At 67.5% G+C, this 16,765-nt stretch carries 16 protein-coding genes; 9 read left to right on the forward strand and 7 right to left on the reverse strand.

Annotated elements, in window-relative coordinates; translation table 11 throughout:
- Positions 1–54 precede the first annotated feature (54 nt).
- Both AC1GI4_RS00600 and AC1GI4_RS00605 read left to right on the forward strand, forming a co-directional pair.
- A complete protein-coding gene (locus AC1GI4_RS00600) occupies positions 55–1,764 on the forward strand; it encodes a putative bifunctional diguanylate cyclase/phosphodiesterase (protein WP_479628164.1) in 1,710 nt (569 codons plus the stop codon).
- The gene (locus AC1GI4_RS00605; RefSeq protein WP_479628165.1) at positions 1,752–2,180 is read left to right on the forward strand and encodes a YybH family protein; all 429 of its coding nucleotides are present in this window, start codon (positions 1,752–1,754) and stop codon (positions 2,178–2,180) included. The genes AC1GI4_RS00600 and AC1GI4_RS00605 overlap by 13 nt, the downstream gene beginning before the upstream one ends.
- A 174-nt stretch (positions 2,181–2,354) precedes the next feature.
- On the opposite strand, the gene mfd is transcribed toward AC1GI4_RS00605, so the two are convergent.
- Together mfd and AC1GI4_RS00615 are read right to left on the reverse strand one after the other, a co-directional pair.
- A complete protein-coding gene (gene mfd / locus AC1GI4_RS00610; protein ID WP_479628166.1) occupies positions 2,355–5,822 on the reverse strand; it encodes a transcription-repair coupling factor in 3,468 nt (1,155 codons plus the stop codon).
- Positions 5,823–5,965: 143 nt separating this feature from the next.
- Positions 5,966–6,232, reverse strand: a complete 267-nt coding sequence (locus AC1GI4_RS00615) for an FAD assembly factor SdhE (protein ID WP_294272946.1) — start codon at positions 6,230–6,232, stop codon at positions 5,966–5,968.
- Positions 6,233–6,307: 75 nt separating this feature from the next.
- On the opposite strand from AC1GI4_RS00615, the gene recG reads away from it, so the two are divergent.
- Positions 6,308–8,362: an ATP-dependent DNA helicase RecG gene (gene recG / locus AC1GI4_RS00620; RefSeq protein WP_479628167.1), complete on the forward strand. Its 2,055-nt coding sequence runs from the start codon at positions 6,308–6,310 to the stop codon at positions 8,360–8,362.
- Between the two features lie 31 nt (positions 8,363–8,393).
- Entirely contained in the window at positions 8,394–8,834 is a 441-nt protein-coding gene (locus tag AC1GI4_RS00625) for a DMT family transporter (RefSeq protein WP_479628168.1), read from the forward strand.
- A gap of 206 nt (positions 8,835–9,040) precedes the next feature.
- On the opposite strand, the gene tyrS is transcribed toward AC1GI4_RS00625, so the two are convergent.
- From tyrS to serS, 5 genes are all read right to left on the reverse strand, one after another.
- A complete protein-coding gene (gene tyrS, locus AC1GI4_RS00630) occupies positions 9,041–10,267 on the reverse strand; it encodes a tyrosine--tRNA ligase (RefSeq protein ID WP_479628169.1) in 1,227 nt (408 codons plus the stop codon).
- Between the two features lie 91 nt (positions 10,268–10,358).
- Positions 10,359–10,763 carry a hypothetical protein gene (locus AC1GI4_RS00635; RefSeq protein ID WP_479628170.1) on the reverse strand — a complete coding sequence of 135 codons (405 nt, stop codon included), beginning with the start codon at positions 10,761–10,763 and terminating at the stop codon, positions 10,359–10,361.
- A gap of 110 nt (positions 10,764–10,873) precedes the next feature.
- Positions 10,874–12,118 (reverse strand): peptidoglycan DD-metalloendopeptidase family protein, encoded by a 1,245-nt coding sequence (locus tag AC1GI4_RS00640; RefSeq protein ID WP_479628171.1) that lies wholly within the window; start codon positions 12,116–12,118, stop codon positions 10,874–10,876.
- A 23-nt stretch (positions 12,119–12,141) separates the two neighbouring features.
- Positions 12,142–12,906, reverse strand: a complete 765-nt coding sequence (gene surE / locus AC1GI4_RS00645; RefSeq protein ID WP_479628172.1) for a 5'/3'-nucleotidase SurE — start codon at positions 12,904–12,906, stop codon at positions 12,142–12,144.
- Positions 12,906–14,183 carry a serine--tRNA ligase gene (serS, locus tag AC1GI4_RS00650; protein WP_294272969.1) on the reverse strand — a complete coding sequence of 426 codons (1,278 nt, stop codon included), beginning with the start codon at positions 14,181–14,183 and terminating at the stop codon, positions 12,906–12,908. Before serS ends, surE begins: the two co-directional genes overlap by 1 nt.
- 89 nt (positions 14,184–14,272) lie before the next feature.
- On the opposite strand from serS, the gene AC1GI4_RS00655 reads away from it, so the two are divergent.
- From AC1GI4_RS00655 to dksA, 5 genes are all read left to right on the forward strand, one after another.
- Entirely contained in the window at positions 14,273–14,704 is a 432-nt protein-coding gene (locus tag AC1GI4_RS00655; RefSeq protein WP_479628173.1) for a host attachment family protein, read from the forward strand.
- A 58-nt stretch (positions 14,705–14,762) separates the two neighbouring features.
- Positions 14,763–14,954 (forward strand): hypothetical protein, encoded by a 192-nt coding sequence (locus AC1GI4_RS00660; protein WP_479628174.1) that lies wholly within the window; start codon positions 14,763–14,765, stop codon positions 14,952–14,954.
- 21 nt (positions 14,955–14,975) lie between these two features.
- A complete protein-coding gene (locus tag AC1GI4_RS00665; RefSeq protein WP_479628175.1) occupies positions 14,976–15,482 on the forward strand; it encodes a hypothetical protein in 507 nt (168 codons plus the stop codon).
- Between the two features lie 152 nt (positions 15,483–15,634).
- The gene (locus AC1GI4_RS00670) at positions 15,635–15,955 is read left to right on the forward strand and encodes a hypothetical protein (protein WP_479628176.1); all 321 of its coding nucleotides are present in this window, start codon (positions 15,635–15,637) and stop codon (positions 15,953–15,955) included.
- Positions 15,956–16,234: 279 nt separating this feature from the next.
- On the forward strand, positions 16,235–16,696 hold the full coding sequence (dksA, locus tag AC1GI4_RS00675) for an RNA polymerase-binding protein DksA (protein WP_294272982.1): 462 nt from the start codon (positions 16,235–16,237) through the stop codon (positions 16,694–16,696).
- Positions 16,697–16,765: the final 69 nt, after the last annotated feature.

The following is a 16,765-nucleotide window of genomic DNA, read 5'->3' on the forward strand; positions in this document are numbered from 1 at the left end:
CGAACAAGATCGATTGCCGTTGGTGATCCCAATGGTGGTGGATAGGGTGCGCCCATGACGCAGGATGAATTCGGTTTTAACGCCCACCGCAGGGGAACGGCGATCTTCGCGCTTTCGTTCCACCATCCTGCGATGCTGGACGAAGCGATCATCCGGGGCGGCTGGGCGATCTGGTCGATGGCGCCGCGTGACGGGGAACCTCCGGCGGGTGACATGCTGGTCGGCGCCTTTCTCGCCAGCGAGGCGCGGGTCGCGCTAATCGACGCGCGCGGGGCGGGTGACGAGGGGCTGCGCGCCGCACAGGCGCTGGGCGCGGTGATCGCGGCGACGGGTGCAGCGATGCTGGTCGCGGTGCCCGATGCGGAACAGGACACGCTCGATGCTTTCCTGGCGGCGGGGGTGACGCATATCCTAGCACCGGATGCCAGCGATGCGATGATCCATGCCGCGTTGAAACTGGCCGAACGCCATTCGCGCCGGACGCTCGATGCGCGGCGGCGGCGGACCCATGCCGATGGCGAGGTGGGTGAGATCCATCGCTGGATCGCCGATATCCTGGACCGGGACGATCCCTGCGTGGCGATCGTGGTCTCGCTGTCCCGGCTGGACCTCATCAACGCCGCGCACGGCCGCCCCGCAGGCAACATGCTGTTGCGCGGGATCGAGGCGCGGATGCAGGCGGTCGCGGCCGAGGCGTTCGGCGACCGCGCGATCGTCGCGCGCTCGGGCGGTTCGGAATTCGTCATGGCGGGCGTTGCCGACCGCCATCAGGCTCGTGTGATCGCCGAAACGCTGGAGGCCTTGCTCGCCCAGCCGTTCCAGGCGGGCGCGGTGCCGATCCGGCTGGGCGTCCGGCTGGGCCTGTCGGTGGCGCGGCCGCATGAGGACCCGGCCACCCTGTTAGCTCGCGCGGGCGAAGCCCTGGCCCAGGCGCAGGCGAGCGACGGCGCGATGCTGCGCTTCGCGCACCCCGGCGATGTCGCGCCACTCGATGTGCTGGCCGCCGACCTGCACCACGCGATCGAGCGCGGCGAGATCGACATCGTGTTCCAGCCGCAGGTCGCCATCGGCACCGGGCGCATTACGGGCGTCGAGGCGCTGGCACGCTGGCGGCATCCGACGCTGGGGCCGCTGGGCGCGGACCCGCTCTTCGCCGCCGCCGAGCGCGCCGATCTGGGGCTGGCGCTGTCCGACCATATTCAGCAGATCGCGCTGCAACGCGCGGCGCGCTGGCCGGGGACGCTGTCGCATCTCCGTCTGTCGATCAATGTCACCGCCGCCGATGTCGGGCGGGCGGGCTTCGTTGGCATCTTCCTGGACCGCGTGGCGGCCAGCGGCTTTCCGATCGAGCGGCTGACCGTCGAGATTACCGAGACGGGGCTGATCCGCGAACTGGATCGTGCCGCCGAGGTGCTGGACACGCTGCGCGCCGAAGGCGTCCGGGTGGCGATCGACGACTTCGGGACGGGCTATTCGAGCCTTGCCTATCTGACCAGCCTGCCGATCGACTATCTGAAGATCGACCGCGCGCTGGTGACCGAGGTCGACGGCTCGCGACGCGACCGGGTGGTCGTGCGCGGGATCATCCGCATCGCGACGCAGCTCGGCATCGGCATCGTTGCCGAGGGGGTGGAGACGCAGGGTCAGGCCGAGTTGCTGGGGCGGCTGGGGTGTGAGACCTATCAGGGGTTTCTGTGCGCCGCGCCGCTCGACGAGAATGCGCTGCGGACTATGGTCGAGGGAGAGTTGGAATGCGCGGCCTGATGATCGCGGCGGCTTTTGCGCTGTCGCCGGTGGCTGTTCATGCCGCCCCGGTTGTCGATCCGGCCGAGGCGGCGATCCGTGCGGTGATGCTGGAGAGTGCGCAAGGGTGGAATGCGGGCAATCTGGACCGCTTCATGGCCATCTATGCGCCGGACGCGGTGTTCGTCGGCAGCAAGGGCCTGATTCAGGGAAAGCCTGCGATCGCCGATAGTTATCGCAAGAGTTTTGCGGGTGGCTCGAACAGTCGCGGCCAGCTTCGCTTCGATTTTCTCCATCTCAAGCGAATCGGCGACCGCCGTATCCTTTTCGCCCGCTGGAACCTGTCGGGCGGCGCGAAGGCCGAGAGCGGGATGACCACCCTGGTCTTCGAGCGCCGCGCCAACGGCTGGAAGATCGTCTCCGACCATAGCGGCTGATCCTAATTCCTCCCCAAGCCGTGCTTGGGGAGGGGGACCGCCCGGCGCAGCCGGGTGGTGGAGGGGCGGGGTCCAATCGCCCCGCGCTGCTTCCTCGACCTTCCGGACCTCGCCCCTCCACCACGCCCTTTGGGCGCGGTCCCCCTCCCCATCGGAGATGGGGAGGAATGGGGTTCACCCCGCCGCCTTTGCCAGGCCCTTCGACAGTTGCAGCGCGCCGTGCAGCCGGGCCTTGGCGTCCGGCCAGGCGCGGTTGAGGACCAGCTTGCCGTCGGGACGCAGCTTGGCCAGTTCGCCCAGCCGCTCGACATAGGCGAACAGCCCGTCGACATTGGGTGGGCGGTTGTCGTGGAACGCGACCAGCACCCCGCGGGGGCCGACATCCATCTTCGCGATGCAGGCCTTTTTGGCGTTCAGCTTGATCTTGATGACTTGGATGAGGTTGTCGGTCGCCTCGGGCAAAGGCCCGAAACGGTCGATCATCTCGGCGGCGAATTCCTCGACCTCCTGGTGCTTTTCGAGGTCGTTGAGACGGCGGTACAGCCCCATGCGCAGGTCGAGATCGGGGACATAATCGTCCGGGATCAGGATCGGTGCATCGACGGTGATCTGGGGTGAGAAGTCGCGCTTCTTCTCGAACGCGCCGCCCGCCTTGGCCTCCAGGATCGCCTCTTCCAGCATCGACTGGTAGAGTTCGTAGCCGACCTCCTTGATATGGCCCGACTGTTCGTCGCCCAGCAGATTGCCCGCGCCGCGAATGTCGAGGTCGTGGCTGGCGAGCTGGAAGCCCGCGCCCAGCGAGTCGAGGTCGGACAGCACCTTCAGCCGCTTCTCCGCCGCCTCGGTCATCTGCCGCTCGGGCGGGGTGACCATATAGGCATAGGCGCGCGTCTTCGACCGGCCGACACGTCCGCGCAGCTGGTAGAGCTGGGCCAGGCCGAAGCGGTCGGCGCGGTTGACGATCATCGTGTTGGCGGAGGGGATGTCGATGCCGCTTTCGATGATGGTGGTCGACACCAGCACCTCGAACTTGCGGTCGTAGAACGCGGACATGCGCTCTTCCACCTCCGTCGGCGACATCTGGCCGTGCGCGACGACATAACGGACCTCGGGCACTTCCTTGCGCAGATACTCCTCGATGTCGGGCAGGTCGGCGACGCGCGGGGTGACGAGGAAGCTCTGCCCGCCGCGATAATGTTCGCGCAAGAGTGCCTCGCGCAGCACCACCGGGTCCCAGGGCATGACATAGGTGCGCACCGCCAGGCGATCGACCGGCGGCGTCTGGATCACCGACAGCTCGCGCAGGCCCGACATCGCCATTTGCAGCGTGCGTGGGATCGGCGTGGCGGTCAGCGTCAGCATGTGGACATCGGCCTTCAGCGCCTTCAGCCGCTCCTTGTGGGTGACGCCGAACCGCTGTTCCTCGTCGACGATGACCAGGCCCAGCCGCTTGAATTCGACATTCTTCGCCAGCAGCGCATGGGTGCCGACGACGATGTCGATGTCGCCCGAGGCCGCGCCGTCCTTGGTCCGCTTGGCCTCGGTCGCGGTGACGAGGCGGGAGAGGCGGCCGATCTTGATCGGAAAGCCCTCGAACCGGGCCACGAAATTGTTGTAATGCTGGCGCGCGAGCAGCGTGGTCGGGCAGACCACCGCCACCTGCATCCCCGCCATCGCCGCGACGAAGGCGGCGCGCAACGCGACCTCGGTCTTGCCAAAGCCGACATCGCCGACGATCAGCCGGTCCATCGGCTTGCCCGCGGTCAGGTCGCCCAGCACATCGTCGATCGCGCGGTCCTGATCGTCGGTTTCCTCGTAAGGGAAGCGGTCGACGAACGCCGGATAGCCTGCGCTGTCGGGCTCGGCCACTTCGCCGGGGCGCAGCGCGCGTTCGGCGGCGGTGGCGATCAACTCACCCGCGATCTCGCGGATGCGCTCCTTCATCTTCGACTTGCGCCGCTGCCACGCCTCGCCGCCCAGACGGTCGAGCGTCGCGCCGTCCTCGCCCGAGCCGTAGCGGGTCAGGACTTCGAGATTCTCGACCGGCACGTACAGCTTGTCGCCGCCCGCATAGGACAACGCGACGCAGTCATGCGGGCTCTTGCCGACCGGGATCGAGGTCAGGCCCTCATAGCGGCCGATGCCATGATCCGAGTGGACGACCAGATCGCCGGGCGAGAGCGTCGCCAGTTCGGCGAGGAACGCGTCGGCCGATTTGCGCCGCTTCTGCCGCCGGATCAGCCGGTCGCCGAGCATATCCTGCTCGGTCAGCACCGCGATACCCGGCGCGGTGAAACCATGGTCGAGCGGCAGGACGACCAGCGCGACGCCGAAGCTCTTCGACGTATCGGCGATGCCCAGCGCCTCTTGCCATGTCTCGGCCGCCTTGGCGCCCTTCAGCCCGTGATCCTTCAGCAGGCTGCCGAGCCGCTCGCGCGCGCCGACCGAATAGCTGGCGAGGACGGGCTTGCGGCCTTCCTTGCGCAGCGCCTCGACATGGTCGACCACCGCCTCATAGATATTGGCATGGGCGGCGCGTTCGGGGGCGAAGTCACGCGCACCGTCGACCTCGAAATCGAGGACGGTCTTGCTTTCGGGCTCATGGAACGGCGAGACGAGGTGCGCGATCGCGGCCTCCAGCCCTTCGTCCCATTCCTTGGTCGTCAGGTACAGCGCCTTGGCGGGCAGCGGGCGGAAGCTCCCCGGCTGCGCGGCCTCGGCGCGTTTGCGGTTCTCATAATAGTCGGCGATGGCATCGAACCGGCCGCTCGCCGCCGCCGCGACACCGTTGTCGCGCACCACCACCGCACCGTCGCCGAGATGGTCTAACAGCGTCGACAGCTTTTCCTCGAACAGCGGCAGCCAATGCTCCATGCCCGCCATGCGCCGCCCCTCCGACACCGCCTGATAGAGCGGATCGCCGGTCGCGGTCGCGCCGAAGGTCTCGCGGTAGCGGGTGCGGAATCGCTTGATCGACTCCTCGTCGAGCAAAGCCTCGGAGGCGGGGAGGAGGGTGAAGCCATCGACCCGGCCCGTCGTCCGCTGGTCGGCGGGGTCGAAGGTGCGGACGCTTTCGATCTCGTCGCCGAAGAAGTCGAGGCGCAGCGCCTGTTCCTCGCCGCTGGGGTACAGGTCGACCAGGCCGCCGCGCACGGCGAACTCGCCCTGATCGTGCACCGTCTCCGTGCGGACATAGCCGTTCGCCTGGAGCAGCGCCGACAGCTTCTCCAGCCCGATCCGCTCGCCGGGGGCGAGACGCGCGACCAGCTGGCGGATGCGGAACGGGGTCAGCACCCGCTGGGTCGCGGCGTTCGCCGTGGTCAGGACCAGCTGCGGCGTCTTGGGCTTGGCCTGAAGCCGGTGAAGCCCCGCGATCCGCTCGGCCATGACGCGCAAGGTGGGCGAGGCGCGGTCATAGGGCAGGCAGTCCCACGCGGGGATCTGCACGATCTCCAGCTCGGGCGCGAAATAGGTCGCGGTCGAGGCCAGCTCGCGCATCTGCGCTTCGTCGGCGCAGATGAAGACGGCTCGCGTCGTCGCGGCGCGCGACAGATCGGCGAGCAGCACCGGCAGGAACCCCGCCGGAACGCCCGACAGGGTCAGCGGGCTCTGGGCGGTCAGGATCGTCTTGATATCGGGCATGGGGTTCCGGTTTTAGGGAATGCCGTCATTGCGAGCGGAGCGAAGCAATCCAGAGCGTCCGGGCTATTGGCCCTAGATTGCTTCGCTCCGCTCGCAATGACGGTGGAGGTGTCATTCGATCTGAACGTACGTGCAGAAAGAAGTTACCGGGCGATCGGCACGAAATTCAGCGCGCGCATCCGCTGCATCACCGGGCCGTCCCACTCCGGCGGGCAGGGCTGGGTGCCGATGGCCCAGGCCATGATGTCGACATCCTGCTCTTCCAGCAGCGCCTCGAACCAGTCGAGTTCTTGCGGGCTGAGCGTTTCGTGATGCGCGTCGAAAAAGCCGCCGATCATCAGATCGGCTTCCTTGGTGCCGCGATGCCATGCGCGGAAGCGAAGGCGCTTGATACGGGTTTCGTGGTCCATGGGGCTCCGATCGGACGAGATTGCGCACATGCTCTGGCGACATGCGGCGGGAAGGCTATACAGACCCATCTAGTCATGCGTCCCGATATCCTCAATCCGCTGTTCGCCGAGGTCACGTCGCTGAAAGGCGTCGGGCCCGGCCTTGCCAAGCCGCTCGAACGCCTGCGCATCGGTCGCGTGGTCGATGTCGCCTTCCACCTGCCGACCGGCCATATCGATCGGTTCCCGCGCGACGAACTGATGATGGCCGATGCGGGGCGGGTGATTTCGATTTCGCTGACCGTGAAGGAGCACCGCGTCTCGTCGTCGCCGCGCGGCCCGACGCGGGTGCGGGCCGAGGATGCGGCGGGGAACAGCGTCGCGCTCGTCTATTTCGGCGGCAATTCGGGTTGGGTGAAGAAGCTCCTGCCGATCGGCGAGACCAAGATCGTCTCGGGGCGGCTCGACCTGTACGGCCAGGATTTGCAGATCGTGCACCCCGATCTGGGTGACAGCACCGAGGATTTCCGCGAGCGCGAGGCCATTTATCCGCTGTCGGAGGGGATCACCTCGCGGCGGCTCGGTGCGCTCGCGGCGCAGGCGGTGGAGCGTTCGCCCGACCTGCCCGAATGGATCGAGCCGGGGCTGAAGGCGCAGCGCGGCTGGCCCGATTGGAAAGACGCGCTGGCGCGCATCCATGCCGATCCGGCGGACGCGAAGGCGCGCGAGCGGCTGGGCTATGACGAGGTGTTCGCCAACCAGCTGGCGATGACGCTGGTCCGCGCCGATACCCGCAAACGGCGCGGCCGGGCGTTACACGGCGACGGGCGCTTAAGGGACATGCTCAAGCTGCCCTATACGCTGACCGGCGCGCAGAGCCGGACGGTGCGCGAGATCGAGGGCGATCTGGCGCAGGACGCGCCGATGCTGCGGCTGCTTCAGGGCGATGTGGGCGCGGGCAAGACGTTGGTGGCGGCGATGGCGATGCTGATCGCGGTCGAGGCGGGGGCGCAGGCGGCGATGCTGGCCCCAACCGAAATCCTCGCGCGCCAGCATTATGAGACGTTGCGGAAAACGCTCGCCGGGCTGCCGCTGGAGATCGCGGTGTTGACGGGCCGCGACAAGGGCAAGGCGCGCGAGGCCACGTTGATGGCGCTGGCGGCGGGGGAGATCGACATCCTCGTCGGCACCCATGCGATCTTTCAGGACACCGTGACCTATCGCGACCTCGCGCTGGTGGTGGTGGACGAACAGCACCGCTTCGGCGTGGCGCAGCGGATGATGCTGTCGGCCAAGGGCAAAGCCCCGCCGCATCTCCTCGCCATGACCGCGACGCCGATCCCGCGCACCCTGACGCTCGCCAATTACGGCGAGATGGATGTCAGTCGGCTGGACGAGATGCCGCCGGGCCGCCAGCCGATCGAGACGCGCGTGGTGTCCGAGGACCGGCTGGACGAGGTGGTGAACGCGCTGGGCCGCCATTTGTCGGATGGGGGGCAGGCCTATTGGGTGTGTCCGCTGGTCGAGGAGAGCGAGAAGTCCGACCTCGCCGCCGCCGAGATGCGGGCCGAAACCCTGCGGGCCCGCTTCGGCGAGCGGGTGGGCCTGGTCCATGGCAAGATGAAGTCTGCCGAGAAGGACGCCGTGATGGAGGCGTTTGCGGGCGGGCGGCTGGGCGTGCTGGTCGCGACGACGGTGATCGAGGTCGGGGTGGACGTGCCCAATGCGACGCTGATCGTGATCGAACATGCCGACCGCTTCGGCCTGGCGCAACTCCACCAGTTGCGTGGGCGTGTCGGGCGGGGCGGGGGGCTGTCGCGGTGCCTGCTGCTGCGCGGCTCGCACCTGTCGGAGACATCGCGGGCACGACTCGCCCTGATGCGCGAGACCAATGACGGCTTCCGCATTGCCGAAGAGGATTTGCGGCTGCGCGGGGCGGGCGAATTGCTCGGCACGCGGCAATCGGGCGAGATGGCGTTCCGGCTCGCCACGCCGGAGAATATGGCCGACCTGATGCAGTGCGCGCAGGATGACGCGCGGTTGCTGATCGACCGCGACGGCGGGCTGGAGGCACCGCGCGGGCAGGCGGCGCGGACGGCGCTGTATCTGTTCGAGCGAGATGCCGGGGTGGCGCTGCTCCGGTCGGGCTGAACGAAGCGGCGCGCATGGCGTTGAGGCGCGCATGATTGCCATCTTTCCGCTGATCCTCGTCCTCGTCGCCGGTATCGGTCTGGCGATCCAGCCACCGACCAATGCCGCTCTCGCCAAGGCGTCCGGCTCGGTGGTGCTGGCGGCGCTGACCTCATTCCTGATCGGCACGATTGTGCTGGCGGTGGCCTGGGCCGCGATCGACCGGACCAGCCCGGCGGCGTTGAAGAGCGCGCCCGGCTGGGCCTGGCTGGGCGGCTTTTATGGTGCCGGGTTCGTGGCGGTACTCGCCTACGCCGCGCCGCGCCTGGGGGTGTCGGTCGCGCTGACGGCGGCGATCGCCAGCCAGCTGGTTGCGGCGATGATCGTCGATCATTTCGGTCTGTTCGGGGTGCGGGTGGAGCCGGTGACGCTGGGCAAGGTCGTCGGCGTCGCGTTGGTGATCGCTGGGGCGGTGGTGGTGCGGCGGGGGTAGGTTCGGTCGCCAGAGCGTACCCCGGCGAAGGCCGGGGTCCAGTTGCTTCGCGGGTTGTGCCGCGCGGAAGGTGCCTCCCACGCACCGTCTTCCCGCTTCGTCGGCCGTTTAGAAACTGGGCCCCGGCCTTCGCCGGGGAACAGAAGTTTATAGGGGTGGTCCTCCTGACTTCCGTTCCGCCTGACCGAAGTCGAAGGCCAAGGGAATCACGCCGCCGTCAGCAACCCGTGGTTCTTCTTCCCCGACGACAGCTTCACCGGCTCGGCTCCAACGGCGATGACGGCGTTTTCATCCGCCACCTTCTCGCCATCCACGCGCGCGCCGCCGCCAGCAATCAGGCGCCGTGCCTCGCCCTTGGACTTGGCGAAGCCCAGCCCGATCAGCGCGTCGACGATCGAAACCGATCCGCCCTCCACCGTGAAGCTCGGCAAGGCGGCACCCGCAGCCCCTTCCTCGAAGGTCCGGCGTGCGGTTTCCGCTGCCTCGTCCGCCGCTGCGCGGCCACGGCACATGGCGGTCGCTTCATTGGCGAGAATCTTCTTGGCTTCGTTGATCTCCGCGCCTTCCAGCGCTTCCAGCCGCGCGATCTCGTCCAGCGGCAGGTCGGTGAACAGGCGCAGGAAGCGGCCCACGTCGCGGTCGTCGGTGTTGCGCCAGAACTGCCAGTAATCGAAATGCGGCAGCTGGTCCTCGTGCAGCCAGACCGCGCCCGCCATGGTCTTGCCCATCTTGCCGCCATCGGCGGTGGTGATGAGCGGGGTGGTCACGCCGAACACCTCGGTCCCGTCCATGCGGCGCGCCAGCTCGATGCCGTTGACGATATTGCCCCATTGGTCCGACCCGCCCATCTGCAATCGGCAGCCATGACGCTGTGCCAGTTCGCGGAAGTCATAGGCCTGCAGGATCATGTAGTTGAATTCGAGGAAGCTCAGCGATTGCTCGCGGTCGAGGCGCAGCTTCACCGAGTCGAACGACAGCATCCGGTTGACCGAAAAATGCTGCCCGACCTCGCGCAGGAAGGGGATATATTCCAGCTTGTCGAGCCAGTCGGCATTGTCGACCATCACAGCATCGGTGGGGCCGTCGCCGAAGGTCAGGAAACGCTCGAAGATACGCTTGATCGAGGCGACATTGGCCTTGATCCCGTCCTCGCCCAGCAACTTTCGCGCCTCGTCCTTAAAGCTGGGGTCGCCGATCTTGCCGGTGCCGCCGCCCATCAGGACGATCGGCTTGTGCCCAGTCTGCTGCATCCGGCGCAGCAGCATGATCTGCACCAGGCTGCCGACGTGCAGCGACGGCGCGGTGGGATCGAAGCCGATATAGCCGGGCACCACGCCGCTTGTGGCCAGACGGTCCAGCGCGGCGCCGTCCGTCATCTGGTGGACGTAACCCCGTTCATCCAGGGTGCGAAGCAGATCGGAAGTGTATGCCATGATGGCGGCTCGTTACACCGCCGATCCGCGTTCGTCACCCTCCACCGACAGAGAAGGGGCACGGGTCCAAGACCCGCACCCCGATCACCTATCAGCGGCAGAGCGTCCGACCATTTTCCCGAACATAATTGCAGGGGCGATAGCCCGAGCCGCGGCCGGTATAGTTGGTATAGTCACCCTGCGAGCGCGGATCGACATAGCCGGGGGTACGACGCGCGCGGTCATATTCACGGGCGACGCGCGCCTCGCGCCGGGCACGCCAGTTGTCGCCGCGCCAGCCGCGATCATCGCGCCAGCCCCGGCCGTTCTGCCAGCCGCGGCGTTCGCCCCGCCAGTCGCTGCGATCACCGCGCCAGTCACCCCGGTTACGGTCGTAGCGAGGACCATCACCGCGCCAGGACTGTGCCTCCGCGCTGGAGACCGGCAGGGCGGTCGCGGCAGCGACGCCTGCCACCGAAAGGCCGATTGCGGCCAGAGCATGAAACATCTTCTTCATACGCCAACTCCCAGGGGCAACGGCCCCGTGTTCGTTTTCAACCTATGACAGGTCGTGGCGTTCCGAATCCTGAACCGTCCGTTAGGCGGCGTTCAGAAAGCGAAGTTCCTTTATGGCTTCGGCAACTGGCTGAGCGGGTCGACGGGCGTGCGGCCACGCCGCAGCTCGAAATGCAATTCGGGCCGGTCGGCGAAGCCGGTCTGGCCGGATAGCGCCAGAGTTTGCCCGCGCTTCACGCTCTGTCCGCGCTGGACCATCAACTTTGAGGCATGGCCATAGACGCTGGTCCAGCCATCGCCATGCTTGACGATGACCAGCCCGCCCAGCGCCGCGATACCGTCGCCGACATAGGCGACGACGCCGTCGGCGGTCGCCTTGATCGGCGTGCCGACCGGCACCGCGATCTTGATCCCGTCGTTCCGCTCTCCGCTGGAGCCGTTGCCGAACCGCTTCACAACGCGGCCGTCGACCGGCCAGGCAAAGCCTGAGCGTAGCCGGGCGGGGGCGGCCACCACGGCGGTCGGCGGCAGGACGCGGCGCGGCGTCGCGCTGGGCTTGGCGGGCTCCTGGTTGCTGGCCAGCGCAGGCTCGCCGCCGGTCAGGATGTCATCGACGTCGAGCTTGAAGGCGGCGGCCCGCTCGGCGGCGCTGCTTAGTGGTGTCGTGCCCGCGACCGTGCCGGGGATCAGGATGCGTTGTCCGGCGCGAAGGACATAGGGTTCGGTAAGGGCGTTGGCGTCGACGATGCGTGACCAGGACACGCCATAGGCCCGCGCGATGGCGATGCCGCTCTCGCCCGAACGGACGAGGTGATAGCGGCCGCCGGGAATGGTCAGGCGCTGGCCCGCCCGGATCATGAAGGGCGCGGTCAGGGCGTTGGCGCGTGCGATGACTTCCGAGCCCGAACCTGTGCGATCGGCCACGGCGCGCAGCGTGTCGCCGGGCTTCACGACATAGACGCTGTCCGCAATCTCCTGCGCATCGGGGGTGACGGAGCGTGTTTCCCAGGACGGGCGCGGCGCGGGCAGCGCGGCGACGGGCTGACTCGGCTTGGGAAAGGGTAGGGATTGCTGCGCCCCGGCGGGCGGCGCCAGCGGCGGGCGCTGGCTGAGGCGCGGGGCGGTTGCGGGCACCGATCGCCGAATGGCGGGACGCCCCGCGCCAGTTCGGGGCGCGGGTGTCACAGGCGCAGGCCGGGTGACCGGGGCGGGGGGGACAGGCGCGTTGTAAACCGGGACAGGCGGGGGCGCGATCGGCTCGGCGGCGCGCATCGGTGGCTCCATGTTCGGGATGCAGCCGGACAGCAACAGCCCCGCGCCGATGATTCGCCCGATGGCGTCCGATGTCCGTTTCAACCCCCGTCCCCTCAAGAACTCGTTCAGCGATAGGCTTCGTTAAGCATAACGAAGGAGGGTTCATGCGTCAGGTCGAGTTGCAAAGGCGTTACCGCGATATGATCGGCGGCGATGGCGTCGAGATCGCTGTCCGCGCCGGGCTGATGCGGCAGGCGACCGAGCGCCAGCCAGTAATAATCATAGCCGCGCGGATCGGCGCGCTTCTCGAACCGTGCCCGGCCATAGTCGCGCAGGCCCTGGCGCGCCACGCGGATGCCCTTGACGGCCTCCGGCGCCACTGGCGGAAAGTTGATGTTGACCAGCGTACGGGGCGCAAAATCCCGTTCGAGCAGCGGACGCAGCACCCGCTCGCCCCAGGCCTCGGCGGTGGCGAAGGACACCTGGTCGGCCACTCCCTGCGTCGGATAACGCTGGCTGAGCGCGATCGAACGGATGCCCGCCAGCGCGCCCTCCATCGCGGCCGCAACCGTGCCCGAATAGAGCACGTCCTCGCCCAGATTGGCACCGCGATTGACGCCCGACAGGATCAGGTCGGGCTTGTGGTCGGCCATCACCTCGCCCAGCGCCATCAGCACCGAATCGGTCGGCGTGCCCGTCACCGCGAAACGCCGCTCACCAAATTGCCGCAGCCGCATCGGTCGGGTCAGGGTCAGCGAACGGCTGGTCCCCGACTGGTCCTCGGCGGGCGCGACGATCCAGACATCGTCCGACAGTGTCGCCGCGATCCGCTCGAGCGCGGCGAGCCCCGGCGCATGATAGCCGTCGTCGTTGGTGAGCAGGATGCGCATCAGCGCGGCTCCAGCACCGCCTGTCCGCCCAGATACGGCCGCAGCACCTCGGGCACGACGACCGAGCCGTCCGCCTGCTGGTAATTTTCGATCACCGCGACCAGCGTGCGACCAACCGCCAGCCCCGAACCGTTGAGCGTATGGACGAAGCGCGTGCCCTTGCTCTCGGCGGGGCGATAGCGCGCCATCATCCGCCGCGCCTGGAAATCGGTGCAGGTCGAGCAGGACGAAATCTCGCGATAGCGCGCCTGTCCGGGCAGCCAGACCTCCAGGTCATAAGTGCGCGCCGCGGAGAAGCCCATGTCGCCGGTGCACAACAGCATCCGGCGATAGGGCAGGCCCAGCGCCTCCAGTACGCCCTCGGCGCACGCCGTCATCCGCTCATGCTCGGCATCCGACTGGTCGGGGGTGGTGATCGACACCATCTCGACCTTGTCGAACTGGTGCTGGCGGATCAGGCCGCGTGTATCACGCCCGGCCGCACCCGCTTCCGAACGGAAACAGGGGGTGAGGGCGGTGAAGCGCAGCGGCAGCTCCGCCTCGCTCAGGATCGCCTCGCGCACGATGTTGGTCAGCGAGACTTCCGCCGTCGGGATCAGCCAGCGCCCGTCCGTGGTGCGGAACAGGTCCTCGGCGAATTTGGGCAACTGGCCGGTGCCGAACGCCGCCTCGTCGCGGACCAGCAGCGGCGGCTGCACCAGCTCGAAGCCGTTTTCCTCGGTCATCCGGTCGAGCATGAACTGGCCGAGCGCCCGTGACAGCCGCGCCATGGGACCACGCAGCAAGGTGAAGCGCGCACCCGACAATGCGACGCCGGTTTCGAAGTCCATGCCCAGCGCGGGCGCGATGGCGTCATGCTCGCGAGCCTCGAACGCAAAGGTCGCAGGCTCACCCTTTTGGTGGACCAGCGCATTGTCATTCTCGTCGGCGCCCTGCGGCACATCGGCGGCGGGCAGGTTCGGAATGGCGGCGAGCGCGGTGTTCAGTTCGGCCTCGACGGCGCGTTCCTGTTCCTCCAGCTCGGGGAGCTTCGCCTTCAGCGTGGCGACCTCGTCCATCAGGGATTGGGCGCGCACCTCGTCCTTGGCCGCCTTGGCCTGGCCGATCTGCTTGGACAGGTCGTTGCGGCGCGTCTGCGCGTCCTGCGCCTCGGCGATGATCGCGCGGCGGCGTTCGTCGATCGCGATCAGCGTGTCGGCCTGGGGTTCGGCGCCCCGCTTGGCAAGGGCGGCGTCGAAGGCGGCGGGGTCGTCCCGGATGAGGCGAATGTCGTGCATGGGGCCGAGGCTATGGCCTTCGCTCCGTCGTCACGCAACCCGTGGCGAAATGCCCGCGTTATCCCCGGGCAAACATAAGGAGAAACGCGATGCAGGTGCCGCATAACAGCTTCGTGCTGGTCGTTGATGGCCGCAAGAGCCTGTTCTTTCGGAACGACGGGGATACCGAATATCCCAATCTGATCGTCGAACAGGCGGTGGAGCATCCCAATCCGGCCGATCACGACCAGAAGACCGACCGCGCGGGCCAGGCCTCCTCGACCACCGGCGGCACGATGGGCGAAACCGACTTTCACCAGCAGGAAGAGGATCGCTTCGCGGCCGAAACCGCCGAGATGCTCAAGCGCCGCGCGCTGGCGAACGAGTATGAGGCGCTAATCGTCGTCGCACCGCCCAAGACGCTGGGCGAATTGCGCAAGCACTATCACAAGGCGGTCGAGGACCGTCTGGTCGGCGAACTGGCCAAGGACCTGACCGGGCATCCGGTGCCCGAGATCGAGGCCGCTTTGCAAAAGGCGTAAAAGCCGCTCGCTGGCGGCGGCGGGTCAGGCCGTTTTCGGCTTGGCCAGTCGCCGCCGGATGACCAAAGCCGCCGCCGCGCTGCCGAACAGCAGGACCATCGGCGGGGCGGGCACCGGAGTCGGGGGCGGCGTGTCTCCGCCGGAGGACGAACCGCTGCTGGCCGACGACGCCGAGGATGCGCTAGACGCCGACGACGCGCTGGAGGCGGACGAACCGTTGGACGACCAGCCGCTGCTGCTCGACGCATAGCCGCTCGACGACGCGGAGGAGGTGGACGAGGCCGACGAGGTGCTGGACGCGCTCGACGAACTGACATTGCCCGACGACGCGCTGGTCGACGAGACATTGCCTGACGAGGTGGACGATCCACCCGTAGAAGACGTCGACGATACGTTGCCGGAGGAGGTCGAGGACCCACCGCTGGACGACGTGCTCGACACGTTGCCAGAGGACGAGGTGCTGGACACGTTGCCCGACGACGATGTGCTGCTGACGCCGCCGGTCGAGCTGGACGACCCGCCCGACCCGCCGGAAGCCGAAGACGTCGACGAGCCACCCGACCCGCCCGATGCCGAGGAGGTCGACGACCCGCCCGAGCCACCCGATGCGGATGACGTGGACGTCGATCCGCCGCTGCTGGTGGACGACACGACGATATTGCCGCTCGATCCTCCGCCGCCGCCGAAGCCGCCGCCGAACCCGAAGCCGCCGCCAAATCCGCCGCCCCAGCCTCCGCCGAACCCACCGCCCCATCCGCCGATCACGGCGGGAACATAGCCGCCGGGCGCGGCCATCGATGGCGCAACGGCGGGTAGCGGCACGGGGACCGGCGGCTCCTGCGTGGTGACGGTGACAATGGTAGGGGGCGGCATCGTGGTCGTCGTCGTCGTCGAGCGTTTGGCCATTCGCCGCTTGGGGCGCGCGCGGTGATGGACGATGCGCTTCTTGACCTTGGTCTGCTTGACCAGGGCCGGACGCTCGGGGCGATCGACCATGTGCACGGCTCCGCCGCCGATCACGGCACCCCCCGCAGCGCATGCCGCCAGCTTTGCCAAGGCCATTCGCACAGACATCGTCACATCCTCAAACGGTTCGCGCCCCCGAAACGGGATGCGGACCAAGGCTCAAGCCGGGTCATGGTTCCGGCAACGCCGCCCATTCTGTCCATTATCGACAGTTTAAACGTTCCTGTCATCACAGTGACCAACAAAGCTTTAAGGTCAAACCCATTGTTCGCGAAATCCGTCTAGCTTTGGGATTCGCGGTACCGGAACGCCTGATCCTGCAAAGAACTGCATGGTGTGCGTCGCACGGGATTCGATGATCGGGTGTGGAAATAGCCTGTAAAGGCAGCAATTCGTCCATATTCCGTTAACATCGCAACTTTATTATAGAAAATGGCAATACGATGAAACGCCGGTCGCTTGCGGCGGACGGTGGCACCGATTATAGGCGCTCTCGACCATCAGGGGGCGGCCCCGAGGACACGGTGCCGAACGTCGCACCGACGGGCCCTTTGGGAGAGTGGTATGGCGACGGTGATTAATCGCGTAACGGAATCCACCGGGCCGGATGCGGCCAATGATCTCGATGAAAATTATCGTCCCTCGGCGGACGAGCCTTTCATGAACCTGAAGCAGCAGGCGTATTTCCGCCGCAAACTGATCGCGTGGAAGGAGGCGATCCAGCGGGAGGCGCAGGGAACCCTGTCGCAGCTTCAGATCGACTCGCTGCGCGAGCCCGACCTGACCGATCGCGCATCGAGCGAAACCGACTGGTCGATCGAACTTCGCACCCGCGACCGCCAGCGCAAGCTGATTTCCAAGATCGACGCGGCGCTTCGCCGCATCGACGAGGGCGAATATGGCTATTGCGAAGTTACCGGCGAGCCGATCAGCCTGGGGCGGCTGGAAGCACGGCCGATCGCGACGATGACGGTCGAGGCGCAGGAGCGCCATGAGCGGAACGAAAAGGTTTCGCGCGACGATTGATCGTCCGGACGGGGCTCCGGGCGGCATGGTCCTCCGGAGCGTCCGGCCCCGTTCGAACCGGGGGACACG

It is taken from the genome of Sphingomonas sp. 77B, assembly GCF_056497825.1.